This is a genomic window from Shewanella sp. SG41-3 (genome assembly GCF_014164545.1).
Lineage (GTDB): Bacteria > Pseudomonadota > Gammaproteobacteria > Enterobacterales > Shewanellaceae > Shewanella > Shewanella vesiculosa.
Map to the genome: position 1 here is coordinate 314,795 of NZ_JACJFJ010000006.1, position 21,083 is coordinate 335,877.

18 protein-coding genes and 1 pseudogene are annotated in these 21,083 nt (G+C 40.8%); 3 read left to right on the forward strand and 16 right to left on the reverse strand.

Annotated features, from left to right (window positions below; genetic code table 11):
• Positions 1 to 309: 309 nt before the first annotated feature.
• Positions 310 to 2,409 carry a bifunctional 2',3'-cyclic-nucleotide 2'-phosphodiesterase/3'-nucleotidase gene (locus tag H5164_RS14055; protein ID WP_182756720.1) on the forward strand — a complete coding sequence of 700 codons (2,100 nt, stop codon included), beginning with the start codon at positions 310 to 312 and terminating at the stop codon, positions 2,407 to 2,409.
• A 112-nt stretch (positions 2,410 to 2,521) separates the two neighbouring features.
• On the opposite strand, the gene H5164_RS14060 is transcribed toward H5164_RS14055, so the two are convergent.
• On the reverse strand, positions 2,522 to 2,968 hold the full coding sequence (locus H5164_RS14060) for an AAA family ATPase (RefSeq protein WP_182756744.1): 447 nt from the start codon (positions 2,966 to 2,968) through the stop codon (positions 2,522 to 2,524).
• Between the two features lie 31 nt (positions 2,969 to 2,999).
• Positions 3,000 to 3,722 (reverse strand): Sir2 family NAD+-dependent deacetylase, encoded by a 723-nt coding sequence (cobB, locus tag H5164_RS14065; protein ID WP_182722740.1) that lies wholly within the window; start codon positions 3,720 to 3,722, stop codon positions 3,000 to 3,002.
• A 348-nt stretch (positions 3,723 to 4,070) separates the two neighbouring features.
• Here cobB and fur point away from each other — a divergent pair, with 348 nt between their 5' ends.
• Positions 4,071 to 4,502 carry a ferric iron uptake transcriptional regulator gene (gene fur, locus H5164_RS14070; protein WP_124015998.1) on the forward strand — a complete coding sequence of 144 codons (432 nt, stop codon included), beginning with the start codon at positions 4,071 to 4,073 and terminating at the stop codon, positions 4,500 to 4,502.
• A gap of 161 nt (positions 4,503 to 4,663) precedes the next feature.
• Here the strand turns inward: fur and H5164_RS14075 are convergent, their stop codons facing one another.
• The 9 genes from H5164_RS14075 to sdhC all read right to left on the reverse strand — a co-directional run bounded on the left by H5164_RS14075 (position 4,664) and on the right by sdhC (position 15,277).
• The gene (locus H5164_RS14075) at positions 4,664 to 5,590 is read right to left on the reverse strand and encodes an AEC family transporter (protein ID WP_182756722.1); all 927 of its coding nucleotides are present in this window, start codon (positions 5,588 to 5,590) and stop codon (positions 4,664 to 4,666) included.
• A 118-nt stretch (positions 5,591 to 5,708) separates the two neighbouring features.
• Positions 5,709 to 6,581, reverse strand: a complete 873-nt coding sequence (gene sucD, locus H5164_RS14080; RefSeq protein WP_124015813.1) for a succinate--CoA ligase subunit alpha — start codon at positions 6,579 to 6,581, stop codon at positions 5,709 to 5,711.
• Positions 6,581 to 7,747, reverse strand: a complete 1,167-nt coding sequence (gene sucC / locus H5164_RS14085) for an ADP-forming succinate--CoA ligase subunit beta (RefSeq protein WP_124015812.1) — start codon at positions 7,745 to 7,747, stop codon at positions 6,581 to 6,583. The genes sucD and sucC overlap by 1 nt, the downstream gene beginning before the upstream one ends.
• A 75-nt stretch (positions 7,748 to 7,822) precedes the next feature.
• Positions 7,823 to 9,016 carry a 2-oxoglutarate dehydrogenase complex dihydrolipoyllysine-residue succinyltransferase gene (gene odhB / locus H5164_RS14090; protein WP_124015811.1) on the reverse strand — a complete coding sequence of 398 codons (1,194 nt, stop codon included), beginning with the start codon at positions 9,014 to 9,016 and terminating at the stop codon, positions 7,823 to 7,825.
• A gap of 28 nt (positions 9,017 to 9,044) precedes the next feature.
• Positions 9,045 to 11,867: a 2-oxoglutarate dehydrogenase E1 component gene (gene sucA / locus H5164_RS14095; protein ID WP_124015810.1), complete on the reverse strand. Its 2,823-nt coding sequence runs from the start codon at positions 11,865 to 11,867 to the stop codon at positions 9,045 to 9,047.
• A gap of 203 nt (positions 11,868 to 12,070) precedes the next feature.
• Positions 12,071 to 12,778, reverse strand: coding sequence for a succinate dehydrogenase iron-sulfur subunit (locus H5164_RS14100; protein WP_124015809.1), 708 nt, complete (start codon positions 12,776 to 12,778; stop codon positions 12,071 to 12,073).
• 16 nt (positions 12,779 to 12,794) lie between these two features.
• Positions 12,795 to 14,561 carry a succinate dehydrogenase flavoprotein subunit gene (gene sdhA, locus H5164_RS14105; RefSeq protein WP_124015808.1) on the reverse strand — a complete coding sequence of 589 codons (1,767 nt, stop codon included), beginning with the start codon at positions 14,559 to 14,561 and terminating at the stop codon, positions 12,795 to 12,797.
• Entirely contained in the window at positions 14,562 to 14,909 is a 348-nt protein-coding gene (sdhD, locus tag H5164_RS14110; RefSeq protein WP_124015807.1) for a succinate dehydrogenase, hydrophobic membrane anchor protein, read from the reverse strand.
• Positions 14,903 to 15,277, reverse strand: coding sequence for a succinate dehydrogenase cytochrome b556 subunit (sdhC, locus tag H5164_RS14115; protein WP_182756724.1), 375 nt, complete (start codon positions 15,275 to 15,277; stop codon positions 14,903 to 14,905). Before sdhC ends, sdhD begins: the two co-directional genes overlap by 7 nt.
• Before the next feature lie 429 nt (positions 15,278 to 15,706).
• Here sdhC and H5164_RS14120 point away from each other — a divergent pair, with 429 nt between their 5' ends.
• A complete protein-coding gene (locus H5164_RS14120) occupies positions 15,707 to 16,993 on the forward strand; it encodes a citrate synthase (protein WP_124015805.1) in 1,287 nt (428 codons plus the stop codon).
• Between the two features lie 681 nt (positions 16,994 to 17,674).
• On the opposite strand, the gene H5164_RS14125 is transcribed toward H5164_RS14120, so the two are convergent.
• The 5 genes and pseudogenes from H5164_RS14125 to H5164_RS20210 all read right to left on the reverse strand — a co-directional run.
• Entirely contained in the window at positions 17,675 to 18,112 is a 438-nt protein-coding gene (locus H5164_RS14125; protein ID WP_182756726.1) for a hypothetical protein, read from the reverse strand.
• Positions 18,099 to 18,989, reverse strand: a complete 891-nt coding sequence (locus tag H5164_RS14130) for an N-acetylmuramidase family protein (protein WP_182756728.1) — start codon at positions 18,987 to 18,989, stop codon at positions 18,099 to 18,101. The genes H5164_RS14125 and H5164_RS14130 overlap by 14 nt, the downstream gene beginning before the upstream one ends.
• 42 nt (positions 18,990 to 19,031) lie before the next feature.
• Positions 19,032 to 19,532: a hypothetical protein gene (locus tag H5164_RS14135; protein WP_182756730.1), complete on the reverse strand. Its 501-nt coding sequence runs from the start codon at positions 19,530 to 19,532 to the stop codon at positions 19,032 to 19,034.
• A 589-nt stretch (positions 19,533 to 20,121) separates the two neighbouring features.
• Positions 20,122 to 20,619 (reverse strand): annotated as a pseudogene (locus H5164_RS20075) (RHS repeat-associated core domain-containing protein); the annotation flags it as partial.
• Positions 20,538 to 21,083, reverse strand: a 546-nt coding sequence (locus H5164_RS20210; protein ID WP_404948428.1) for an RHS domain-containing protein, incomplete at its 5' end; no start/stop codon positions are given. The gene H5164_RS20210 and the pseudogene H5164_RS20075, both read right to left, overlap by 82 nt.

Genomic DNA, 21,083 nt, shown 5'->3' on the forward strand with positions numbered 1-21,083 from the left:
TAAAATACTCAATTATTCGTTGCGTTATTTCGCCACATTTTGCCGAAGTAAAATAACACCACTTATTAACATTGACACCGTAACATTAACATTGCGTAGCCTGTTATCATTTCTGATGATGATTAATTGCGCAATCTCACTCACGAATAGATTTTATTTAGCCTTGTATCACAATTTATTCATTTACTATGCTTATAATCACCGCTGTATTTTCATCTTATTATCAATTAGATAAAAAGAAGTTAACACTACGTAAGAGGTAAAAATAACAAATATACCTCAGGGTCAAATAAAAATAGAGAGTAAAATATGTTAAATAAAAAACTACTTGCTGTCGTTATCGCGGGTGCACTAGGACTAGGCGGTTGCAACTCAAATAACGACGACCAAACAAGTACTGTTGCTGCAGATATTAATTTACGAGTGATGGAAACAACTGATCTTCATACTAATATGATGGATTATAACTACTACTCAGGTAAAGAAGACAAGACTATTGGTCTTGTACGTACTGCCAGTTTGATCAATGCCGCTCGCGCTGAAGTAACGAACTCAGTGTTAGTAGACAATGGCGATTTATTACAAGGTAGTCCGATGGGAGACTATATTGCCAATAGATTTAAAACTGACAGTAACACGCTTACCGAGACCCATCCCGTCTACAAAGCAATGAATACTTTAGACTATGAAGTCGGCAATATTGGTAACCACGAATTTAACTACGGTTTATCGTTTCTTGAGCAATCTATATCCGGTGCAAACTTCCCTTATATTAACTCAAATGTCATTTGTGCTGATAAAGACGGCTGCTGGGATAATGTATTATTTAATGAGAATATGTTCACACCGTATATTATTAAAGACAAAGTGGTCCTTGATGTCGACGGTAATGAGCACACCATAAAAATAGGCTATATCGGTTTTGTACCACCACAGGTTTTACAATGGGATAAAGCTAACTTAGAAGGTAAAGTTGAAGTATTAGGCATAGTTCAAGCGGCTAATAAATTTATTCCGCAAATGAAAGCTGAAGGTGCTGACATAATTTTAGCCATTCCGCATTCAGGAATTGGATCAAGTGAAAACCCTGGTGATCCATGGGCTGAAAACGCAACTTATGCACTCACCAATGTTGCTGGCATCGATGCTATCTTCTTTGGTCACAGCCACTCGGTGTTCCCTGCTGCAAGCTACAGTGATTTACCTAATACCAACGTAGAAAAAGGTTTATTAAACGGTATTCCTGCAGTGATGCCTGGTCGTTGGGGAGATAACTTAGGCGTTGTTGACTTAGTGGTGCGTCAAGTCGAAGGTAAATGGACCGTAATCCATGAAGAATCAACGGCTAAAGCACGCCCTATTTACGACAATGCCAATAAAATTGCCTTAGTTGAAGGTGAAGCAAGCTTACGTGATGCGATTGAAATAGAACACCAAGGTACGATTGAATACGTCAGCCAACCTATCGGTGTTGCTGCCGCCAATATGTACAGTTTCTTAACACTGGTGCAAGATGATCCAACTGTGCAAATTGTTTCAGATGCCCAAATTGCCCGCGTTAAAACATTAATTACCGATGATCTAAAAGATTTACCTATTTTGTCTGCTTCTGCACCATTTAAAGCCGGTGGACGCTATGCTGAAGGTGATGCTAGCCAGTATGTGCAGGTTGATGAAGGTAATTTATCTTATAAAAATGCCGCTGACTTATATCTGTACCCAAATACCATGGTAGCAGTTAAAGCGACTGGGGCTGAGTTAAAAGACTGGTTGGAATGCTCTGCAAATCAGTTTAATCAAATTGATCCAACCGTGAGTGCTCCTCAAAACTTGATTAACCGCGCCGGCCACCCAACCTATAACTTTGACGTAATTGATGGTTTAACTTACAAAATTGATGTGACCCAACCGAGTAAGTTTGATCGGGATTGTAAAGTCGTTAACCCAGATGCAAATCGAATTGTTGACTTGGCTTATACAGATGCAGACTCAAAGGTTATCACCGGTGATGATTTGGCTGCTATGTCATTTGTTGTAGCATCAAATAACTACCGTGCATTTGGTGGGGCATTTGCAGGTACTGGTTCTGATCATGTAGTACTTGAGCTACCTGATACCAACCGTGATGCATTGTCTGCTTATATTACTGAGCAATCAAAGCCTAATGCTACTGGCGGATATGATGCTAAGGTTGATCCATCAGCTGATTACAACTGGGACTTTAAAACCATAGATAATGCCACCGTGGCATTAGACATTCGTTTTGAAACTCAAGACAGCGATGTTGCCGACAAGTTCGTTGCTGATAACCAACAACGAAAAATGGTCAAGTTACCTAAAACAGCTGATGTAGTGTCAGGATTTGCTATTTACAGCATAGACCTAACAACGCCGGTTGCTGCTAAGTAATAATTAACTAATAAAAAAGGCGCTATATGCGCCTTTTTCTTAATACCTTTGCAAGATATAAGCATAACGTTATCACATCAACTGTATAGTCAGACAATTATTGTTCAAATCACTACTCTTCAAACAACTGGGCCATTTTTTGAATCTGTACTAATGGAACATGATGCTGGTTTCGTTGAGCACAAAGCTGTTGATGCGGCTCATCATTAGGTTGTCCAACTAATACTACATTAACTTTATAACCTAATGCTTTAGCCGCTGCCTCATAAGCCATAAATTCCCACTTAGCTATGTTGGTATTATCACAAATCACAATCGGTTCACTTCGGGCTAATGCTTGGATAAATGCTGTTAAATTAGCCTGATGATACTGCGCAATTTTTTGCGGATTAAAGCGATATTCACCTTGATAATAAAAATAGCGATCTGTTGAAAAGTAACCGTGTTGTCGAATATGAATCGCCTGCTCAATACCTTGAGATATAATAAATTGTTCAGCCCAATAAGACTTACCACTACCAGGTAAGCCACGCATGATAATGGCTAACTTTGGCACTATCACCTCACTGTTCGTCCCATCAACTAACACTTTACTCACTACCAATCACCTTACCCGCTAAAATATCTGCCACTAAGCTTGGTAAAATATCACCTGCTTTACCGGTAAAATGATATTGGAACTGACTGTGGCGATCAGCAGGATCGAGATTAACTTCTACCGTCTGTGCACCATGATGATTAGCGCTATCGACAAAACCGGCTGCAGGATAAACGGTACCAGAGGTGCCGATGGCTATAAACAAATCACAATTATCTAAGGCATCATGAATTCTATCCATACCAAAGGGCATTTCGCCAAACCACACAATATGAGGTCTTAAACGCTTACCAGGAATACAACAAGTACAGCAATTGTCAGCGCCAAATGGCTCACGTAAAATAAATGTTTGTAATGATTGTGGACAGCGACCTTTAGCAAGTTCACCGTGCATATGCAGCAATCGTTTAGAGCCTGCCCGCTCATGCAAATCATCAACATTTTGGGTTATAACTAACAACTCCCCCGTAAATTCGGTCTCAAGCTTGGCTAATGCTAAATGTGCAGCATTGGGAACAACATCATCACTGTGTAATTGTTGCCAGCGACTATTATAAAAACGCTCAACGAGTTCAATATCTCTGGCATAGCCTTCTGGAGTGGCAACATCTTCAATATGATGCTGTTCCCATAAGCCATGCTGATCTCTAAATGTGCTCATACCCGACTCAGCAGATATACCCGCGCCGGTTAGCACTACAATTTGCCGGTACATTGTTTATCCTTTAGTGTGATGATGTAAAATATAATGCCATATACTTTCAATACGATATCAAAAATACGCCCTTACGTTTCAAAATGTTGTGACTTGACGGCCTAAAAAGCCATTTTATCGATAATATAATCATATCGAATTAGCCAATTGGCACAATAATCCCTTAGTATAAGTAAGTTTATTGAGAGATTAGTAACAAATAATATCAACTTCAGCGAGTGTTTTGCTAAATATGCTCCATATAGGTTGATTAAGCACCTTAAGAGGTTTATGTTTTTAAACTCAAGACATATAATGATTAGAATATCCACCGATGAACCGATTGGTTCTGCAATCAAGAGATTAGCAATGACAGATGGAAATCAAGCGCTCAAAAAAGCCGGATTAAAAATAACCCTGCCGCGAGTTAAAATTCTAGAACTGATGCAAGAACCAAATAATCAGCATATCAGTGCAGAAGACTTATACAAAAAGTTACTCGAAATTGGTGAGGAAATTGGCCTTGCTACTGTGTATAGAGTATTAAACCAGTTTGATGATGCTGGCATTCTTAATCGTCATCATTTTGAAAGTGGCAAAGCGGTGTTTGAATTATCGACTCAACAACACCACGACCATTTGGTTTGTCTGACCTGTGATAAAGTCATTGAGTTTTCTGATGATGTAATTGAGCGTCGTCAAGACGAAATCGCCATGCGTCATAACATCAAGTTAACTCACCATAGCTTGTACCTTTATGGTCGTTGCACCAACGATACATGTGATCACGCTGACGAATAGTCTATATGTGGGCAACAAATAAACCAGCAAATTTGCTGGTTTTTTATTGCTTGAAATTTATCATCTGCATCACTTTTTGGGATAAAAAGTATAGAACTGGGAGCCGTACATAGCACACAAGTGCGGATGGCATTGTAAAAAGTCTTATTAAATAAATACGGTTAAATTAACAGTGTTAACCATAGACTGAAACTCAGCACAGATAACAAGGTCGATAATACCACTGTGCTGCCCAAGGTTGATTCATGCTGTTTAAGCTCTGTAGCAATTAAATAAGCATTAACACCTAATGGCGAGGCGCTAAGTAACACTAACATCGCCGTATTTTGTAATGTTAACTGAAACACAAAATGCGCCATCACATACACTAATGCGGGTAACAAGATAATTTTCAAACTACTTGCCACTAATGCTAAACGCCAATGATCGCCAATCCGATAGAAACTTAAATTAGCGCCTAGAACAAATAATGCACAGGCTAATGCCGGTTTTGCGAGTAATGCTAGCCCTGCACTAAGCTGTTCCCCCAAGTTAATACTTATCGCATTAGCTAAAATGCCCAAGCTAATGCTCATCACCACCGGATTGAGTAGCATAGAACGAGTAAATCGACGCCACGAAAAGCCTTGTTTTTGCGCGCGTGCCGCTAAGATAAATGTCAACGCAAACAAGGTAGCACTATGAAAAGTAATGATCATAAATACCTGCCCGATCATCGTGTCGCCCAAGGCGGCGGTAATGATCGGTAATCCGACCAATACAGTATTAGAATAACAGCTGCCTAGGGCAAAAACGGCACTGGCATCTCGGCTTTGTTGTGCTACTGGACTACAATATCGATTAATTAGATAACCAATGGTAAATACCACCACGACCGGTATATAAAAAGCCAGCAACGCAAGTGGATCAATACTTTGTGCCAGTGGCGCAGCCAACATATTGATAAATAAAAATGCCGGAATGCTGACATAAAAAGTGAATTTGCTGATGCCTGCAATATGTTCTTGAGTAAAAAAGCCCACTCGGGTTAAGCCATAGCCTAGGGTGACCATAAACATTAACGGGAAAATAATACTCACTATATGCATAACAACCTTACTAACGCTGAGGTAACCTAAACTTATAATAGGCGATAACAATCTCAACCGTACTGAGAAAAAAGCAATAAAAAAAGGCGCCTAAGCGCCTTTTTAAGCCGAGTAAATATTACCAGCCAGTACGAATACGTAATGCTTTACCGATATCAGCTAAAGAGCGAACAGTCGTAACACCAGCAGCTTCTAAAGCAGCAAATTTATCAGCAGCAGTACCTTTACCACCAGCGATAATTGCGCCAGCATGACCCATACGCTTACCTTCTGGTGCAGTAACACCAGCAATGTAAGACACAACAGGCTTAGTTACGTGTGCTTTGATATATTCAGCCGCTTCTTCTTCAGCGTTACCACCGATTTCACCGATCATTACAATCGCTTCAGTCTGTGGATCGTTTTGGAACATTTCCAATACGTCGATGAAGTTAGTACCAGGAATTGGGTCGCCACCGATACCTACACAAGTAGATTGGCCGAAACCTTCGTCAGTCGTTTGCTTAACCGCTTCGTACGTTAATGTACCAGAGCGAGAAACAATACCAACTTTACCTGGCTTGTGAATGTGACCAGGCATAATACCAATCTTACATTCACCAGGAGTGATTACGCCTGGGCAGTTAGGACCGATCATGCGAACGCCAGTTTCTTCAAGCTTCACTTTCACTTGCAGCATATCAAGTGTAGGAATACCTTCAGTGATACAAACGATTAGCTGAATGCCAGCATCAATTGCTTCAAGAATTGCATCTTTACAAAATGGTGCAGGAACGTAGATAACAGATGCTGTTGCACCAGTTTGTGCTACTGCATCTTTAACTGTGTTAAATACTGGAAGACCAAGGTGAACTTGACCACCTTTTCCAGGAGAAACACCGCCAACCATTTGCGTGCCATAAGCAATCGCCTGCTCAGAGTGGAAAGTACCCTGACCACCAGTGAAACCTTGACAGATCACCTTGGTATCTTTGTTAATTAAAACAGACATTATTTGCCCTCCGCAGCTTTAACAACTTGCTCAGCCGCGTCAGTTAGACTTGTTGCCGCGATGATATCAAGACCAGACTTAGCCAATACTTCACGACCTAATTCGGCGTTAGTACCTTCAAGACGAACAACTACTGGCACTTTAACGCCAACTTCTTTAACTGCACCGATAATACCTTCAGCGATCATATCGCAACGTACGATACCACCGAAGATGTTAACCAATACCGCTTTAACATTGCTGTCAGAAAGAATGATTTTAAAGGCTTCAGCAACACGTTCTTTAGTTGCTCCACCGCCAACGTCTAAGAAGTTAGCTGGTTTGCCGCCGTGTAGGTTTACGATGTCCATTGTACCCATTGCTAGGCCTGCACCGTTCACCATACAACCTACGTTACCGTCTAAAGCAACATAGTTTAATTCAAATTTAGCAGCATGTGCTTCACGAGCATCATCTTGTGATGGATCGTGCATCGCTTTGATTTTTGGCTGGCGATATAATGCGTTGCCATCAATACCAATTTTGCCATCTAAACAGTGAAGGTTGCCTTCAGTAGTGATAACAAGTGGATTGATTTCTAATAATGCAAAATCATGGTCGTTAAACATGTTCGCAAGACCCATAAAGATCTTAGTGAACTGCTTCATTTGTGTTGGGTTTAAACCTAACTTGAAGCCAAGATCGCGAGCTTGGAAAGCTTGCGGACCCGTTAACGGATCGATGATTGCTGTATGAATAAGTTCTGGCGTTTCTTCAGCCACTTTTTCAATTTCAACACCACCTTCAGTCGACGCCATGAACACAACGCGACGAGTGCTACGGTCAACAACTGCACCTAAGTACAATTCGTTGGCGATATCAGTACAGCTTTCAACTAGAATTTTAGCAACTGGCTGACCTTTAGCATCAGTCTGGTACGTTACTAAGTTCTTGCCTAACCAGTTTTCAGCGAATGCTCTGATTTCGTCTTTACTACCGGTAACTTTAACGCCACCTGCTTTACCACGGCCGCCTGCGTGTACTTGACACTTAACAACCCATAAATTTCCGCCAATGTGGCCAGCTGCTTCAACTGCTTCTTGAGCAGTATCACATGCAAAGCCTTCAGAGACTGGTAAACCATATTCGGCAAATAAAGATTTTGCCTGATACTCATGCAAATTCATGATGATCTATCCATATACTTCTAATCAAATCCAACTGGCTCAATATGAGCCAGCGACGAGGGTTTATCTACTGACTTATAGATCAAGCAGCAGACGAGTTGGATCTTCTAAGAAGTCTTTAATAGCAACTAAGAAGCCAACTGACTCACGACCATCAACAATACGATGATCGTAAGAGAGTGCTAGGTACATCATAGGCAGGATTTCAACCTGACCATTTACTGCCATTGGGCGATCTTTAATAGCATGCATGCCTAAGATTGCGCTTTGTGGCAGGTTCAAAATTGGAGTCGACATTAACGAACCGAACACACCACCGTTGGTGACTGTGAAGTTACCGCCAGTCATATCTGCAACAGATAGCTTTCCGTCACGGCCTTTGATAGCCAATTCACGAACTGCTTTTTCAATTTCAGCAAGACTCATGGTATCGGTATCACGTAATACTGGTGTTACCAGACCACGAGGTGTCGATACTGCAATGCTGATATCAAAATAGTTGTGATACACAATATCATCACCGTCAATAGACGCATTCACTTCTGGAAAACGCTTTAACGCTTCTGTTACTGCTTTGATATAGAAAGACATAAAGCCTAAACGAATACCATGGCGTTTTTCAAAAATGTCTTGATACTGTTTACGAATATCCATGATTGGCTTCATGTTGACTTCGTTAAACGTGGTCAACATTGCCGTTGAATTTTTCGCTTCTAAAAGACGTTTAGCAATGGTTTTACGAAGACGTGACATTGGAACACGCTTCTCACTACGACCTTCAAGTGGTGCAACAGGTGCAGCTGGCGCGGTTTTAGCTGGTGCAGACTTAAGAAATGCATCAACATCATCCTTAGTCACACGTCCGCCAACACCAGAACCTTTAATTTTGCTGGCATCAAGATTGTGCTCTGCAATCACACGACGTACTGAAGGACTCAATGCATCGTTAGATTCATCAGTAGCCGCTTCGGTAGATGCCGCAGCAGAAGGCGCTGACGCTTCAGCTTTAGTCACTTCTTGGCCAGAAACTGCACCAGCGACAAAATTAGCAATCACTTGCTCGCCTAAAACGGTGTCACCTTCTTGGAATAACAATTCAGAGATTGAACCGTCTTCAGGTGCAACCACTTCTAAAACAACTTTATCAGTCTCGATATCAACTAAGTTTTGATCACGAGTCACCTGCTCACCAGGTTTAACATGCCAAGTAGCAATAGTTGCATCAGCAACAGATTCTGGTAATACGGGTACCTTAATTTCGATACTCATGGAAAGCTTCCCTTATATAAATTATCTATTACGACAGTTTTAATGCGCTATTAACTAATGATTCTTGCTGCTGTACGTGCAAGCCAGGATAACCACATGCTGGTGCAGCAGACGCTTCACGACCGGCATAAGTTAATTGACCACCTGCAGGAATATTAGCCCAGAAATGATGCTGACTACAGTACCATGCACCTTGGTTTTGCGGTTCTTCCTGACACCAAACAAAATCAGTAACATGTTGATAAGTTTCTAATGCTGCACGAAGTTCCACATCAGGGAACGGATACAACTGCTCAACACGCACGATGGCAACGTTAGTGACATTCTCTTTGCGACGTTTTTCAAGTAACTCGAAATACACCTTGCCACTACAGAATACAACACGGTCAACTTTACTTGCGTCTAAGGTATCAACCTCACCGATGATATTTTGGAAAGTACCTTCAGCAAGCTCTTCTAAGCTAGACACAGCTAATGGATGACGCAATAAAGATTTAGGCGACATTACCACTAATGGACGACGCATCGGACGAACAACTTGGCGACGCAGCATGTGATAAACTTGCGCCGGAGTTGATGGCACACACACTTGCATATTGTGGTTAGCACATAGTTGCAAGAAGCGCTCTAAACGGGCACTTGAATGCTCAGGGCCTTGACCTTCATAACCATGAGGTAGCAGCATAGTGAGACCACATAAACGGCCCCATTTTTGCTCTCCAGATGATAAAAATTGATCAATTACCACTTGGGCACAGTTAACGAAATCGCCAAACTGCGCTTCCCAAATGGTTAAACCACCTGGTTCTGCTGTGGCGTAACCGTATTCAAATGCCAACACTGAAGCTTCAGACAATACCGAGTCAATAATATCAATTGGCCCTTGCTCATCTGCCACATTACGCAAAGGTAAATAGGTAGTGCCGTCTTTTTGGCTGTGCAATACCGCATGACGATGGAAGAATGTGCCACGACCAGAGTCTTGACCGGTAATCCGCACTCGCTTGTTGTCTTCAAGGATAGAAGCATAAGCTAGCGTTTCTGCGAAACCCCAATCAAGTAACTTCTCGCCTTTTGCCATCGCAGTTCTGTCGCCATAAATTTTGGCAACGCGAGATTGCAGCGGATGATTATCAGGAATATCGACTAACTTATTGGCTAAGTTTTGTAGACGGTCCATCGACATCGCCCCGGCATAATCTTCATCCCATTCACGATTGAGATAAGGTGTCCAATCAACCGTATGCAGCGTCATTGGACGCCACTCTTTAACAACACAATCCCCGGCATCTAATGCATCACGATAATGATTAATCAAACCAGTCACTTCATCGGCTGGAATACTATTTTCAGCGATTAACTTATCTGCATAGATTTTACGTGGCGTTGGATGTTTTTTGATTTTAGCGTACATTAGCGGCTGTGTAGCACTAGGCTCATCAGCTTCGTTATGGCCATGACGGCGATAACACACTAAATCAATAACCACATCGCGTTTAAACTCATTACGATAATCAACTGCAAGTTGCGAAATAAACGCCACCGCTTCTGGATCGTCAGAGTTGACATGGAAAATTGGCGCCTGAACCATCTTAGCAATATCAGTACAATATTCGGTTGAACGAGTGTCGGCATGGTTAGATGTGGTAAAACCAACTTGGTTATTGACCACAATCCGAATGCTACCACCAATGGTAAAACCACGTGTTTGAGACATGTTAAACGTCTCTTGCACAATGCCTTGACCCGTTATAGCAGAGTCACCATGAATAGTAATTGGCATCACTTGCAGGCCATCTTTACAACCACGACGATCTTGACGAGCGCGAACTGAACCAATAACCACTGGATTAACGATCTCTAAGTGAGATGGGTTAAAGGCTAACGCTAAATGGACATTACCACCTGGCGTTTCAAAATCTGATGAGAAACCCTGATGATATTTAACATCACCTGAACCATGGGTATCAGCGTGTTTACCAGCAAATTCGTCAAACAATTCAGCAGGACGTTTACCTAACACGTTAATAAGCAGGTTTAAACGACCACGGTGAGCCATGCCAACAACGATTTCTTTGGTACCCGCTTCACCGGCACGGTAAATGATTTCACGCATCATAGGAACGAGCGAATCACCACCTTCTAGGGAGAAACGTTTAGCTCCAGGGAATTTAGCACCAAGGTATTTTTCGATACCTTCTGCAGCATTCAACCCTTCAAGAATACGCTTTTTAACATCGTTACCGTATTGGGCTTTACCTAATGTCGGTTCAAGACGTTGTTGGATCCAACGTTTTTCATCGGTATCAGTAATATGCATGTATTCAGCACCAATAGAGCCACAGTAGGTGCTCTTTAATGCATGAATAATGTCAGCAAGCTTCATGGTTTCACCGCCGAGGGCGAATGAACCAGTATTAAACTGACGCTGCATGTCTTCTACAGTTAAGCCGTGATAAGCAGGATCTAACTCCTGAACAACCTCACGCTTCCACAATCCTAATGGATCTAAATTGGCATTTTGATGGCCACGGAAACGATGGGCATTGATCAATTGCAGGACTTTAACTTGCTTCGCGTCTAGCTCTGGATCGGTTACGCTGTTTGCGTTTTTAAAACGACCTTCTAGGGCTAAGCTACGGAAATAGTCACGGACTTTAGAGTGGGCTGTTTCGGGTACGTCTACTGAAGCACCGTTAACGGGAGGGAGATTATCAAAAACAAGCTGCCAATCAGCAGTAACTGATTGCGGATCTTCTTGATAGGCTTCATACATCTCTTCTACGTAGGTCGAGTTCGAACCACTTAAATACGACGACTCGAGCCAAGCTTTCATGATGCCTTGGTGCATTGTTATTCCTTTCAAACTTGATACACGTGCTAGCCATAAACATAACAGTGAGTAACATAAGTTACATCACACGTAGACTGAAACTATCTTAAAAAGCCTAATTTCAGGAGGTATTGCATAAACACACAAAAGAGCCATCCCCGTTATTGGAGATGACTCTTAATAGAGCTAATAAGTCAGACTATTTTGCTCTTCTTGGTGCATTAAACTGCCCGCTTTAGCAACATCGACTTAATATGACCAATCGCTTTCGTTGGGTTTAATCCTTTAGGACAAACATCAACACAGTTCATGATGCCATGACAACGGAACACACTGTACGCATCATCTAGATCAGATAAACGCTCTTCAGTTGCCGTGTCGCGGCTGTCAATTAAGAAACGATAAGCATGTAATAAGCCACTTGGTCCGATAAATTTATCCGGATTCCACCAGAATGATGGACAAGCAGTTGAACAACATGCGCACAAGATACATTCGTATAAACCATCTAAATGAGCGCGCTCTTCAGGTGATTGTAAATGTTCGCGAACAGGTGCCTTTTCATCATTAATCAGGAAAGGCTTAATCTTTTCATATTGCTTGTAGAACTGAGTCAAGTCGACGACTAAATCTCGAACTACTGGCATGCCTGGTAATGGACGGACTTCAATTTTCTTCCCTTTAAAGGTTGAAATTGGTGTAATACACGCCAATCCATTTTTACCATTCATGTTAACACCGTCAGAACCACACACACCTTCACGGCATGAACGACGGAACGCAAGCGTTGGGTCTTGTTCTTTCAGTTTAATTAACGCATCTAACACCATCATATCAGAGCCATCTGGCACTTCTAGGGTGTAATCCTTCATATAAGGCTTGGTATCTACATCAGGATTATAACGATACAATGCAAATGTTAATTTCATCTTTTGCAACTCCTGCCTAATAGGTACGTTTTACTGGTGGAAACGCATCGCGCAATTTAGGTGTCATGTTGACATCACGTTTACTCATAGCGGTAGTGACTGGGTCAAATATGCTATGACATAACCAATTGTCATCATCACGATCTAAATAATCTTCACGAGAATGCGCACCACGGCTTTCAGTACGGAAGTTAGCTGCATAAGCCGTTGCCAGCGCGGTGGCCATCAAGTTGTCTAATTCTAAGCACTCAATACGCTGAGTGTTAAATTCTGTTGAATTATCAGATAACTTGGCATTTTCAAGACGCTTTTGAATTGCTTGAAGCTGTTCTAAACCTTCTGCCATGGCTTCGCCACTGCGGAAAACAGAGAAATTTAACTGCATGCACAATTGAAGGTCTTTACGGATAACCGAAGGATCTTCACCATCTTTGTTGCTTTCCCAACGATTAAGACGTGTAAGTGATGCACTTATTTCTTCGTCTGTCGCCGCTTTAGGCTCAGGTGTTTCGTCTAACGCTTTACCTAAATGCTGACCGGCAGCACGTCCAAACACCACCAAATCAAGTAATGAGTTACCACCTAAACGGTTTGCACCATGTACTGATACACAGGCAATCTCACCCACAGCAAACAAACCTAATACATCTTGCTCGGTGCCATCGTTATTCTGGCGAATAACTTGTCCACTCACTTTAGTCGGTAAACCGCCCATCATATAATGACAAGTCGGGATCACAGGAATTGGACCATCAGCTGGATCAATGTGGGCAAAAGTACGGGATAATTCACATACACCAGGAAGACGTGCTTCAAGGGTTTCTTTACCTAAATGATCAAGTTTAAGCAACAAATGCGGACCTAATGGACCGTCTAAACCACGACCTTCACGAATTTCAGTCATCATTGAACGTGCTACCACGTCACGAGATGCCAAATCTTTCGCATTAGGAGCATAGCGTTCCATGAAACGTTCGCCATCTTTATTTAAAAGATATCCACCTTCACCGCGACAACCCTCAGTCACCAATGTGCCGGCACCAGCAATACCCGTAGGGTGAAATTGCCACATTTCCATATCTTGTAACTGAACACCAGCGCGAGCTGCAATACCAACGCCGTCACCGGTATTGATATGAGCATTGGTGGTAGACGCGTAAATACGCCCTGCACCGCCGGTGGCTAAAATAGTGGCTTTGGCTTTGAAATAAACAATATCACCGGTTTCGATTTCAATCGCTGTACAACCGACAACAACGTCATCTTCATTTTTAACCAAATCTAAGGCATACCACTCAGAATAAACGTCAGTTTTATGTTTAACGTTTTGTTGATATAAACAATGAAGCAGTGCATGGCCTGTTCGGTCAGCAGCAGCGGCAGTTCGAGCGGCTTGCTCGCCACCAAAGTTTCTAGACTGACCACCAAACGGACGTTGGTAAATGGTGCCGTTTTCAAAACGAGAGAAAGGTAAACCCATTTGCTCAAGTTCGATGATGGCTTCAGGACCTGTTTTACACATAAATTCGATGGCTTCTTGGTCACCGATAAAATCGGAACCTTTAACCGTGTCATACATGTGTTGTTCCCAATGATCTTCGTGTGCATTACCTAATGCTACGGTGATACCACCTTGAGCAGAAACGGTATGTGAACGAGTAGGGAATACTTTAGATAACAGCGCGCAGCTCTTACCTTCTTTAGAAATCTGTAATGCTGCTCGCATACCTGCGCCACCGGCGCCGATCACAATTGCATCAAATTCGCGTACTGGAATACTCACTTAAACACCCCACACTATTACTATGCCTGAAGCTAAATAACTCAATGCGATAACAACAAAAGTAAACTGTAGTACACCACGCAACGCTGTATTTTTGACATAATCAGTCAACACTTGCCATACACCAATCCAAGCATGGATAAGCAAAGCAACCAACGTTATAAGAGTAAAGACTTTCATTGGGAGTGAACTGAATAAGCCACTCCAAATTTCGAAAGTTAACGGGGCACTACACGCGATAAAACCTACTAAGAAAATAGTATAACAAGCGAGGATCACTGCACTTGCGCGTAATAGAATATAGTCATGAACACCACTACGTCCAAAACTTGCTGCATTTGTTACCATACCCAAATCCCCGCTATGATTGATAGAACCGCTGCTAAAGCAAACGTAGCTTTAGCTGATGCTGTACCCGAAGCTAACTCTTCCCAGCGACCAGTATCCATAATCAGATGACGAATGCCACCTAACAAGTGATAACCTAACGCGGTTAGAATGCCCCAAAGGATGAACTTCATCACGAAACCATCGAACAAGGATTGTACGCTAGCGAACCCTTCTGGTGATGTTAAAGTCGAATTTAACAACCATAGAAGAATACCAATAGCAAATAGCATGATAACACCGGAAACACGGTGTAGGATTGACGCGATCGCTGTTGCAGGAAAGCGAATCGTCTGCAGGTCTAGATGGACAGGTCTTTGCTTTTTCACGTTCTGCTCACTCAGCTCCGTCGAGCATTATTTTTGTTATATATCTGTTATTTGTTTAACCACTAACGCTAACACTTAGCTTACGTTTTAAAACAAATAACAGATCACTCTAAAACATCTAATCAGTTGAGAAACCACTATTTAGTGCGTAAATTAATCGTTTCTAAACTGTGACGTTAGTCTCCCTTAGGGACGCAGGCAAGTATACTCGCGGGAATTGTCAAATACAAACATCACATTATGCAAAATAAGTTTTTTTACTGTTTTTTTAATTTAATTCAAGCCTAGAGCGGTTTACAGCAGACATATACCTTGGTCTAACGAATTTAAACGCTTATTTAAATTGATCTGTGATCCCGATCCACTGTAAAGTAATGACCGCTTAACATGCCGCACTCATATAGAAGAATGAAGTAAGGAGAACGGGGTATGGCTGATAATATAGCCAAATTAGAGTTACCAGGAAACGATTCAATCGACCTACCTATTAAGAAAGGTACTGAAGGTTTTGACGTTATCGACATCAGTACACTTGGAAAAAAAGGGTATTTCACCTTCGATCCAGGCTTTTTAGCTACTGCATCTTGTGAGTCAGCAATTACTTATATCGACGGTGAGCAAGGTATCTTGTTGCATCGTGGTTATCCAATTGACCAACTTGCTACTGAATCGACATACTTAGATTTATGCTACTTGCTATTGTATGGTGAATTACCGTCTAAAGCTGATTACGAACAATTTGTTTCCACAGTGAAAGAACACACTATGGTTCACGAGCAAATTGCATTCTTTTTCAGAGGTTTCCGCCGTGACGCACACCCAATGGCAATGCTATGTGGTGTAACGGGTGCATTATCTGCTTTCTATCAAGATTCTCTTGATGTTAACAATCCAAAGCATCGTGAAATTGCAGCTTACCGCTTAGTGTCGAAAATGCCGACAATCGCAGCGATGTGCTACAAGTACTCAATGGGGCAACCTTTTGTTTACCCACGTAACGATTTAAGTTACGCAGGTAACTTCTTGTCGATGATGTTTGCTACTCCTTGTGAAGAGTACAAAGTCAACCCAGTTGTTGAAAAAGCGATGGACCGTATTTTTGTATTACATGCTGATCACGAGCAAAATGCATCTACATCTACTGTTCGTTTAGCCGGTTCTTCAGGCGCTAACCCATTTGCATGTATTGCTGCGGGTATTGCTTCGTTGTGGGGCCCAGCTCATGGTGGTGCTAACGAAGCTTGCTTAGAAATGTTAGAAGAAATCGGCAGCGTTGATCGTATTCCTGAGTTTATCGAGAAAGCGAAAGACAAAAACGATCCATTCCGTCTAATGGGCTTTGGCCATCGTGTTTATAAGAACTTCGACCCTCGCGCTAAAGTGATGCGTGAAACCTGTCATGAAGTGCTTAAAGAACTGAAAGTGGTTGATCCATTATTAGACGTGGCAATGGAACTTGAGCGTATTGCTCTTGAAGATGAGTACTTCATCTCTAAGAAGCTATACCCGAACGTTGATTTCTACTCTGGTATCATCATGAAAGCCATTGGTATCCCTAACGATATGTTCACAGTGCTATTTGCATTGTCTCGTACTGTTGGTTGGATTTCACATTGGAAAGAAATGTTAGATCAACCAGGCCATAAAATCAGCCGTCCTCGTCAGTTATACACTGGTGAATCTGCGCGTGATTTTGTGAGCGTTGATAAGCGTTAATCATCTGATTAACCAAACAGAAAAAAGCGCCGAAAGGCGCTTTTTTTTTTTACCTAGATTTAAACATCAGCTACTATTGAACGCATTGTATGAATCAACACTAAACACCTTCTGAAAATTTATAATCTGTTAGAAGCTATGTTTATTAGAACCTATATATTAGAAGTGTTCACAGATTAAAGTTGTATTACCGTAATCAGTTTGAGTTGGTGGTAATTAAACTCAAACTAGTCTTTGTTGATGACTCTATTACAATCCGGATCACCTGTGTGCAAGCTAAGAGGTACTAAACCTCTCCAAGAACCCATATTAATGACTTTTTTTACACAATAGCTCCAGCTTTTAGGAGCATTAATTAAGTTTTTTTGGCACTGTTGAACTGCAACATTAATTGTTAAGTTGTGATCATCTATATCAATTGAATTATTCCACCTCGGACCTGCTGCGTTGGTGAAAGATATAACAATGACAAAGCAAACAAAAATGTTTCCCCCACCCCATGTCAAAGTCTCTTCTGAAGAACTCTTTTTTGAGAAATATAAACTGTAAAAGAAAGCATAGGCGAAGGTATGAATGAGCCTGTTCAGCAAAATAGACCTGCTTTTCTACTTCATCATCTTGGTACATTTATTCCACTTTAACCACTTTGATTTTAGCAAGATAATGAACATTTTTAATTTACTAGAAATCTTCAACAGAGCCCAACTTACTAAAACCTGAATCATCACAAAGCCAATATTCTTTTTTAGCAATTTTTTGTATTGTTACTGATGTTTCTTTAGTAATCATATTAAGTTCTTCGCTGTAGTAGTCACTCACGATGACTTCACTATCGCCGTGTATAAAAGTCATACTGTGCTCAGTGACTAAAGAGCGGTGGAAGCTCGATTTACTCACATCACTAATTAGCTCTGCATTAGCAAGCTTTGAACTTGCAATGTTAAATTGCTCTAATTTAAACGTGTTATCCATTTTACTAATAACAACATCAATCGATTTGGGCTGCTCAGCGTGGCATTTAAATATAATCTCTGCCTCATCACGCTGAGAGGCACTACACGATGCAACTATAAATAAGGGTAAAACCCACAAAGCGTTAGAGAGTTTACTTTTTGTCATATTTTTCAAATGCCTTCTGTAATTTAACATCATACTTATTCTGTTCGTACTGCGACCCGTTATAACCTTTAGCAAATGAAGCCCAGTCTAGCGTTATTAGGTACTTTTCTAGCCCTTTATTCTTTACAAAGCTAACGAAAGCATCAAGCTGTTTTCTTTCTGAGCTGAACATTGCTTTAACAAATGCTTCTACGCTAGTAAAACCTGACTCACTATAATTAAAGCCCATAATTTGAAAGCGCCCCCATGAAGTCGACTTCAAAGCCTCTGAAGAATCTAACGTCATGGCAATTTCAAGCCTTGCATACTCCTGGGAGCCACCGTTATATAAGCTTCGATTCCAAGTTCTGCTGGATACAGATGGGTTACTCTGATCATACTTGTGATTTGTCAAATGAGAAAAAATATGGGCTTCATATAAAATTTTTGGCTTTCCGTTTGAAAAAAATGCATCACCAGAAGACTCAACGTCCGCAACAGCTTTGACTGCAGCGACTTTACAGCCAAGTTGATTCGCAATATCTAGATAATCAGACTCTGATAATGTTGGAATATCAATAGATGCTATCGGTAACTTATAGTTAAACTTGCTTGATACGGCTATTAACTTTTCATTTATCTTTCGATGAGTTCGACCATTCGCGTCAATTTTGCCATCTGGACGTAGCATATTAAGTACTTTGTTTTGAAATAACTTAATCGCTGCAACGGTTTTAGAGCTTTCAGGCCTAGAGCCTAAACGGCCATCAGCAATTAATGATTTTGTAGGAGGAATGAATTTAAGTAGTTTGTTTAAACCGCTTTGAACTGTTTTTACATCGTTTACATTGTTAGCTCCACCCAGCCCGACAGCTTGAGTTATTTTTATCGATGACATCGTATTATCCTTGTCATTAGTATAATAGCTACAGTAATACATTCATGAGTATTTATCGGCTATTATTTTTAGTTTATCTAACAAACCATCTTTCAACATATAATTAGGAATATTCCACTCGTGAGGTGTTATATTAGAAATATAACTTTTCCTATTACCATTCCAAATATTTAAGCCAGGTAAGTTTTCAGTGCAACAATGTGCCATGGCATTAATGCCAATGGTTTCGGTTTCAAATTCCGCAGTAGTATTGCGTTCAAAGTCTGAAAAACCTCCTGCATCCGGATTTTTAAAAAAACCATTTTCTATTCGGTCAATAATCCACGGCAATGCGGTTAACGGATATTCGGACTGTGAATATCTTCTTTTCTTTTTCATTTTTGAATAAAAATCAGTCGATATAACCAAGTGGCTACCCTTTTTAATGAGTAAAGTTGTCTCATCAGAAAACATCTCATAATCAACCATTAACAATACTTCCTCATCACTTTTAAGATTACGATGATCTATTAATCCCAATGGTTTACATATTACATTGCTCAAGTGTTTATCCTTTAATCGATGTTAAATGAATAGTGGTCACATTTTTCATTTCAGCAATGGTTGGCGAATTATTTCCCCTAACAGACCAAATATTTTAGAAAAACCACCAGAACTTGACTAAATATGATTATTTATCAGTTATCTCCTCATTTTTTAATTGACTTTTATGTTATATTTATTGAAGAGTAGGTGTTAAAACAATCGATCGTCTGATTTTTTTCATTTAGTTTAATACTCTCAGGAAAGTCGAATACTTTTTTTAATTCATTAAAATCGATGTCATATCGTAAATGACAAAAATATCCCGTTCTATTATTACCCCAAAAATATGTATTTACTGACTTATTACCATTGTTAATTAAGTAATCAACTACAGGCTGCAAGTGAGAACAGCTAGGTTCCCCATCTCTAGGATAAGGCAAAACTTTTGTTTTATTCATTATTTATTACCCTTTGCTCTTAGTATATTTAATTTTTGACTTATATCTGGAGCATTAATATCTTTCATTTTTTCTAGTGAGTTTCGAACCAGAGCCAATTTACTCAACTGACTATCTTGAATAAAGTACTGTTCGTGTGTTTAATAACGTCATGGGTTAAATTGTGGGTTTGCTTTTATCGACCCAACAGCGGCAGCCCCGAGAGGAATATCTTCTTTAACTTCAAATATCTGTACATATTTTTTATACTCATCACGACCATCACCCGCATAAACTTGCACTCCCTGATTCAACGCTTTAGAGCTAACAAAACCATCTTTAGCCCTTGCTATTTCAACAGCACCTTGAGTTGTAAAATAATTTCCAGTGATCCCACCTTGCTCTTTCCAAGTTATATGCGCTAGTAACATTCCTTTTGGAATAGCGATGTTTTCGAGATTATCAACTCCGATATATGGCTCTTGCCCTTGGTAAGATGCTGATTCTTCAGAAGCAGTAAACTCTTTACAGCTTAAACCAAACGGATCCACCCAATTCACTGAATTTGGGGCATATTGATAATGGTTTATACCGCCCACCAAACGAATAGGGTCTTGGTGTATAAATCGAGCTTGCTGAGGGCTGTAGTACCTAAAACGATTGTAGTGTAACCCTGATTCGTCATCAAAGTATTGGCCTTGAAAACGGATTGGGTTAGTAATTTTGTCTTGCAGAGCTGAATAATCAACATGCTCATTATCCCCACCTCAAAATCTAAGCCTTCAATAGTTTGACCAAACACGTCTTGTTGGCTGCGCCAGACAATTTGGGTGTTTTCATCGGTCAAGCAAATCGGCGTGCCGAGTTGGACTAAATGGTAATAATAAACCTGCCCGGACTTAATTAGTGCTACAGGTGTGAAAGTATCAGGCTGATAAATAAACCAGGTGTATTCAGCTAAGGTGCATTCGCCAATCAGCTGATGATTATCCCAAATAAAGTCGGTTCGACCGAGTTCGGTGATTTTTGCACTGCGACGGCCTAAGGCATCATATTCGTATTGCGTCAGCTTGCCGTTAACGTTGATTTGCACCAGTTGATTTAAGCCATTAAAGCTGCGCTGTTGTTTATC

Bases quoted from the DNA above. Each gene is read 5' to 3' on its own strand.
- H5164_RS14055 (WP_182756720.1), top strand. From the start codon at position 310: ATGTTAAATAAAAAACTACTTGCTGTCGTTATCGCGGGTGCACTAGGA.
- cobB (WP_182722740.1), bottom strand. From the start codon at position 3,722: ATGTACCGGCAAATTGTAGTGCTAACCGGCGCGGGTATATCTGCTGAG.
- fur (WP_124015998.1), top strand. From the start codon at position 4,071: ATGACAGATGGAAATCAAGCGCTCAAAAAAGCCGGATTAAAAATAACC.
- H5164_RS14075 (WP_182756722.1), bottom strand. From the start codon at position 5,590: ATGCATATAGTGAGTATTATTTTCCCGTTAATGTTTATGGTCACCCTA.
- sucD (WP_124015813.1), bottom strand. From the start codon at position 6,581: ATGTCTGTTTTAATTAACAAAGATACCAAGGTGATCTGTCAAGGTTTC.
- sucC (WP_124015812.1), bottom strand. From the start codon at position 7,747: ATGAATTTGCATGAGTATCAGGCAAAATCTTTATTTGCCGAATATGGT.
- odhB (WP_124015811.1), bottom strand. From the start codon at position 9,016: ATGAGTATCGAAATTAAGGTACCCGTATTACCAGAATCTGTTGCTGAT.
- sucA (WP_124015810.1), bottom strand. From the start codon at position 11,867: ATGCACCAAGGCATCATGAAAGCTTGGCTCGAGTCGTCGTATTTAAGT.
- H5164_RS14100 (WP_124015809.1), bottom strand. From the start codon at position 12,778: ATGAAATTAACATTTGCATTGTATCGTTATAATCCTGATGTAGATACC.
- sdhD (WP_124015807.1), bottom strand. From the start codon at position 14,909: ATGGTAACAAATGCAGCAAGTTTTGGACGTAGTGGTGTTCATGACTAT.
- H5164_RS14120 (WP_124015805.1), top strand. From the start codon at position 15,707: ATGGCTGATAATATAGCCAAATTAGAGTTACCAGGAAACGATTCAATC.
- H5164_RS14125 (WP_182756726.1), bottom strand. From the start codon at position 18,112: ATGACAAAAAGTAAACTCTCTAACGCTTTGTGGGTTTTACCCTTATTT.
- H5164_RS14130 (WP_182756728.1), bottom strand. From the start codon at position 18,989: ATGTCATCGATAAAAATAACTCAAGCTGTCGGGCTGGGTGGAGCTAAC.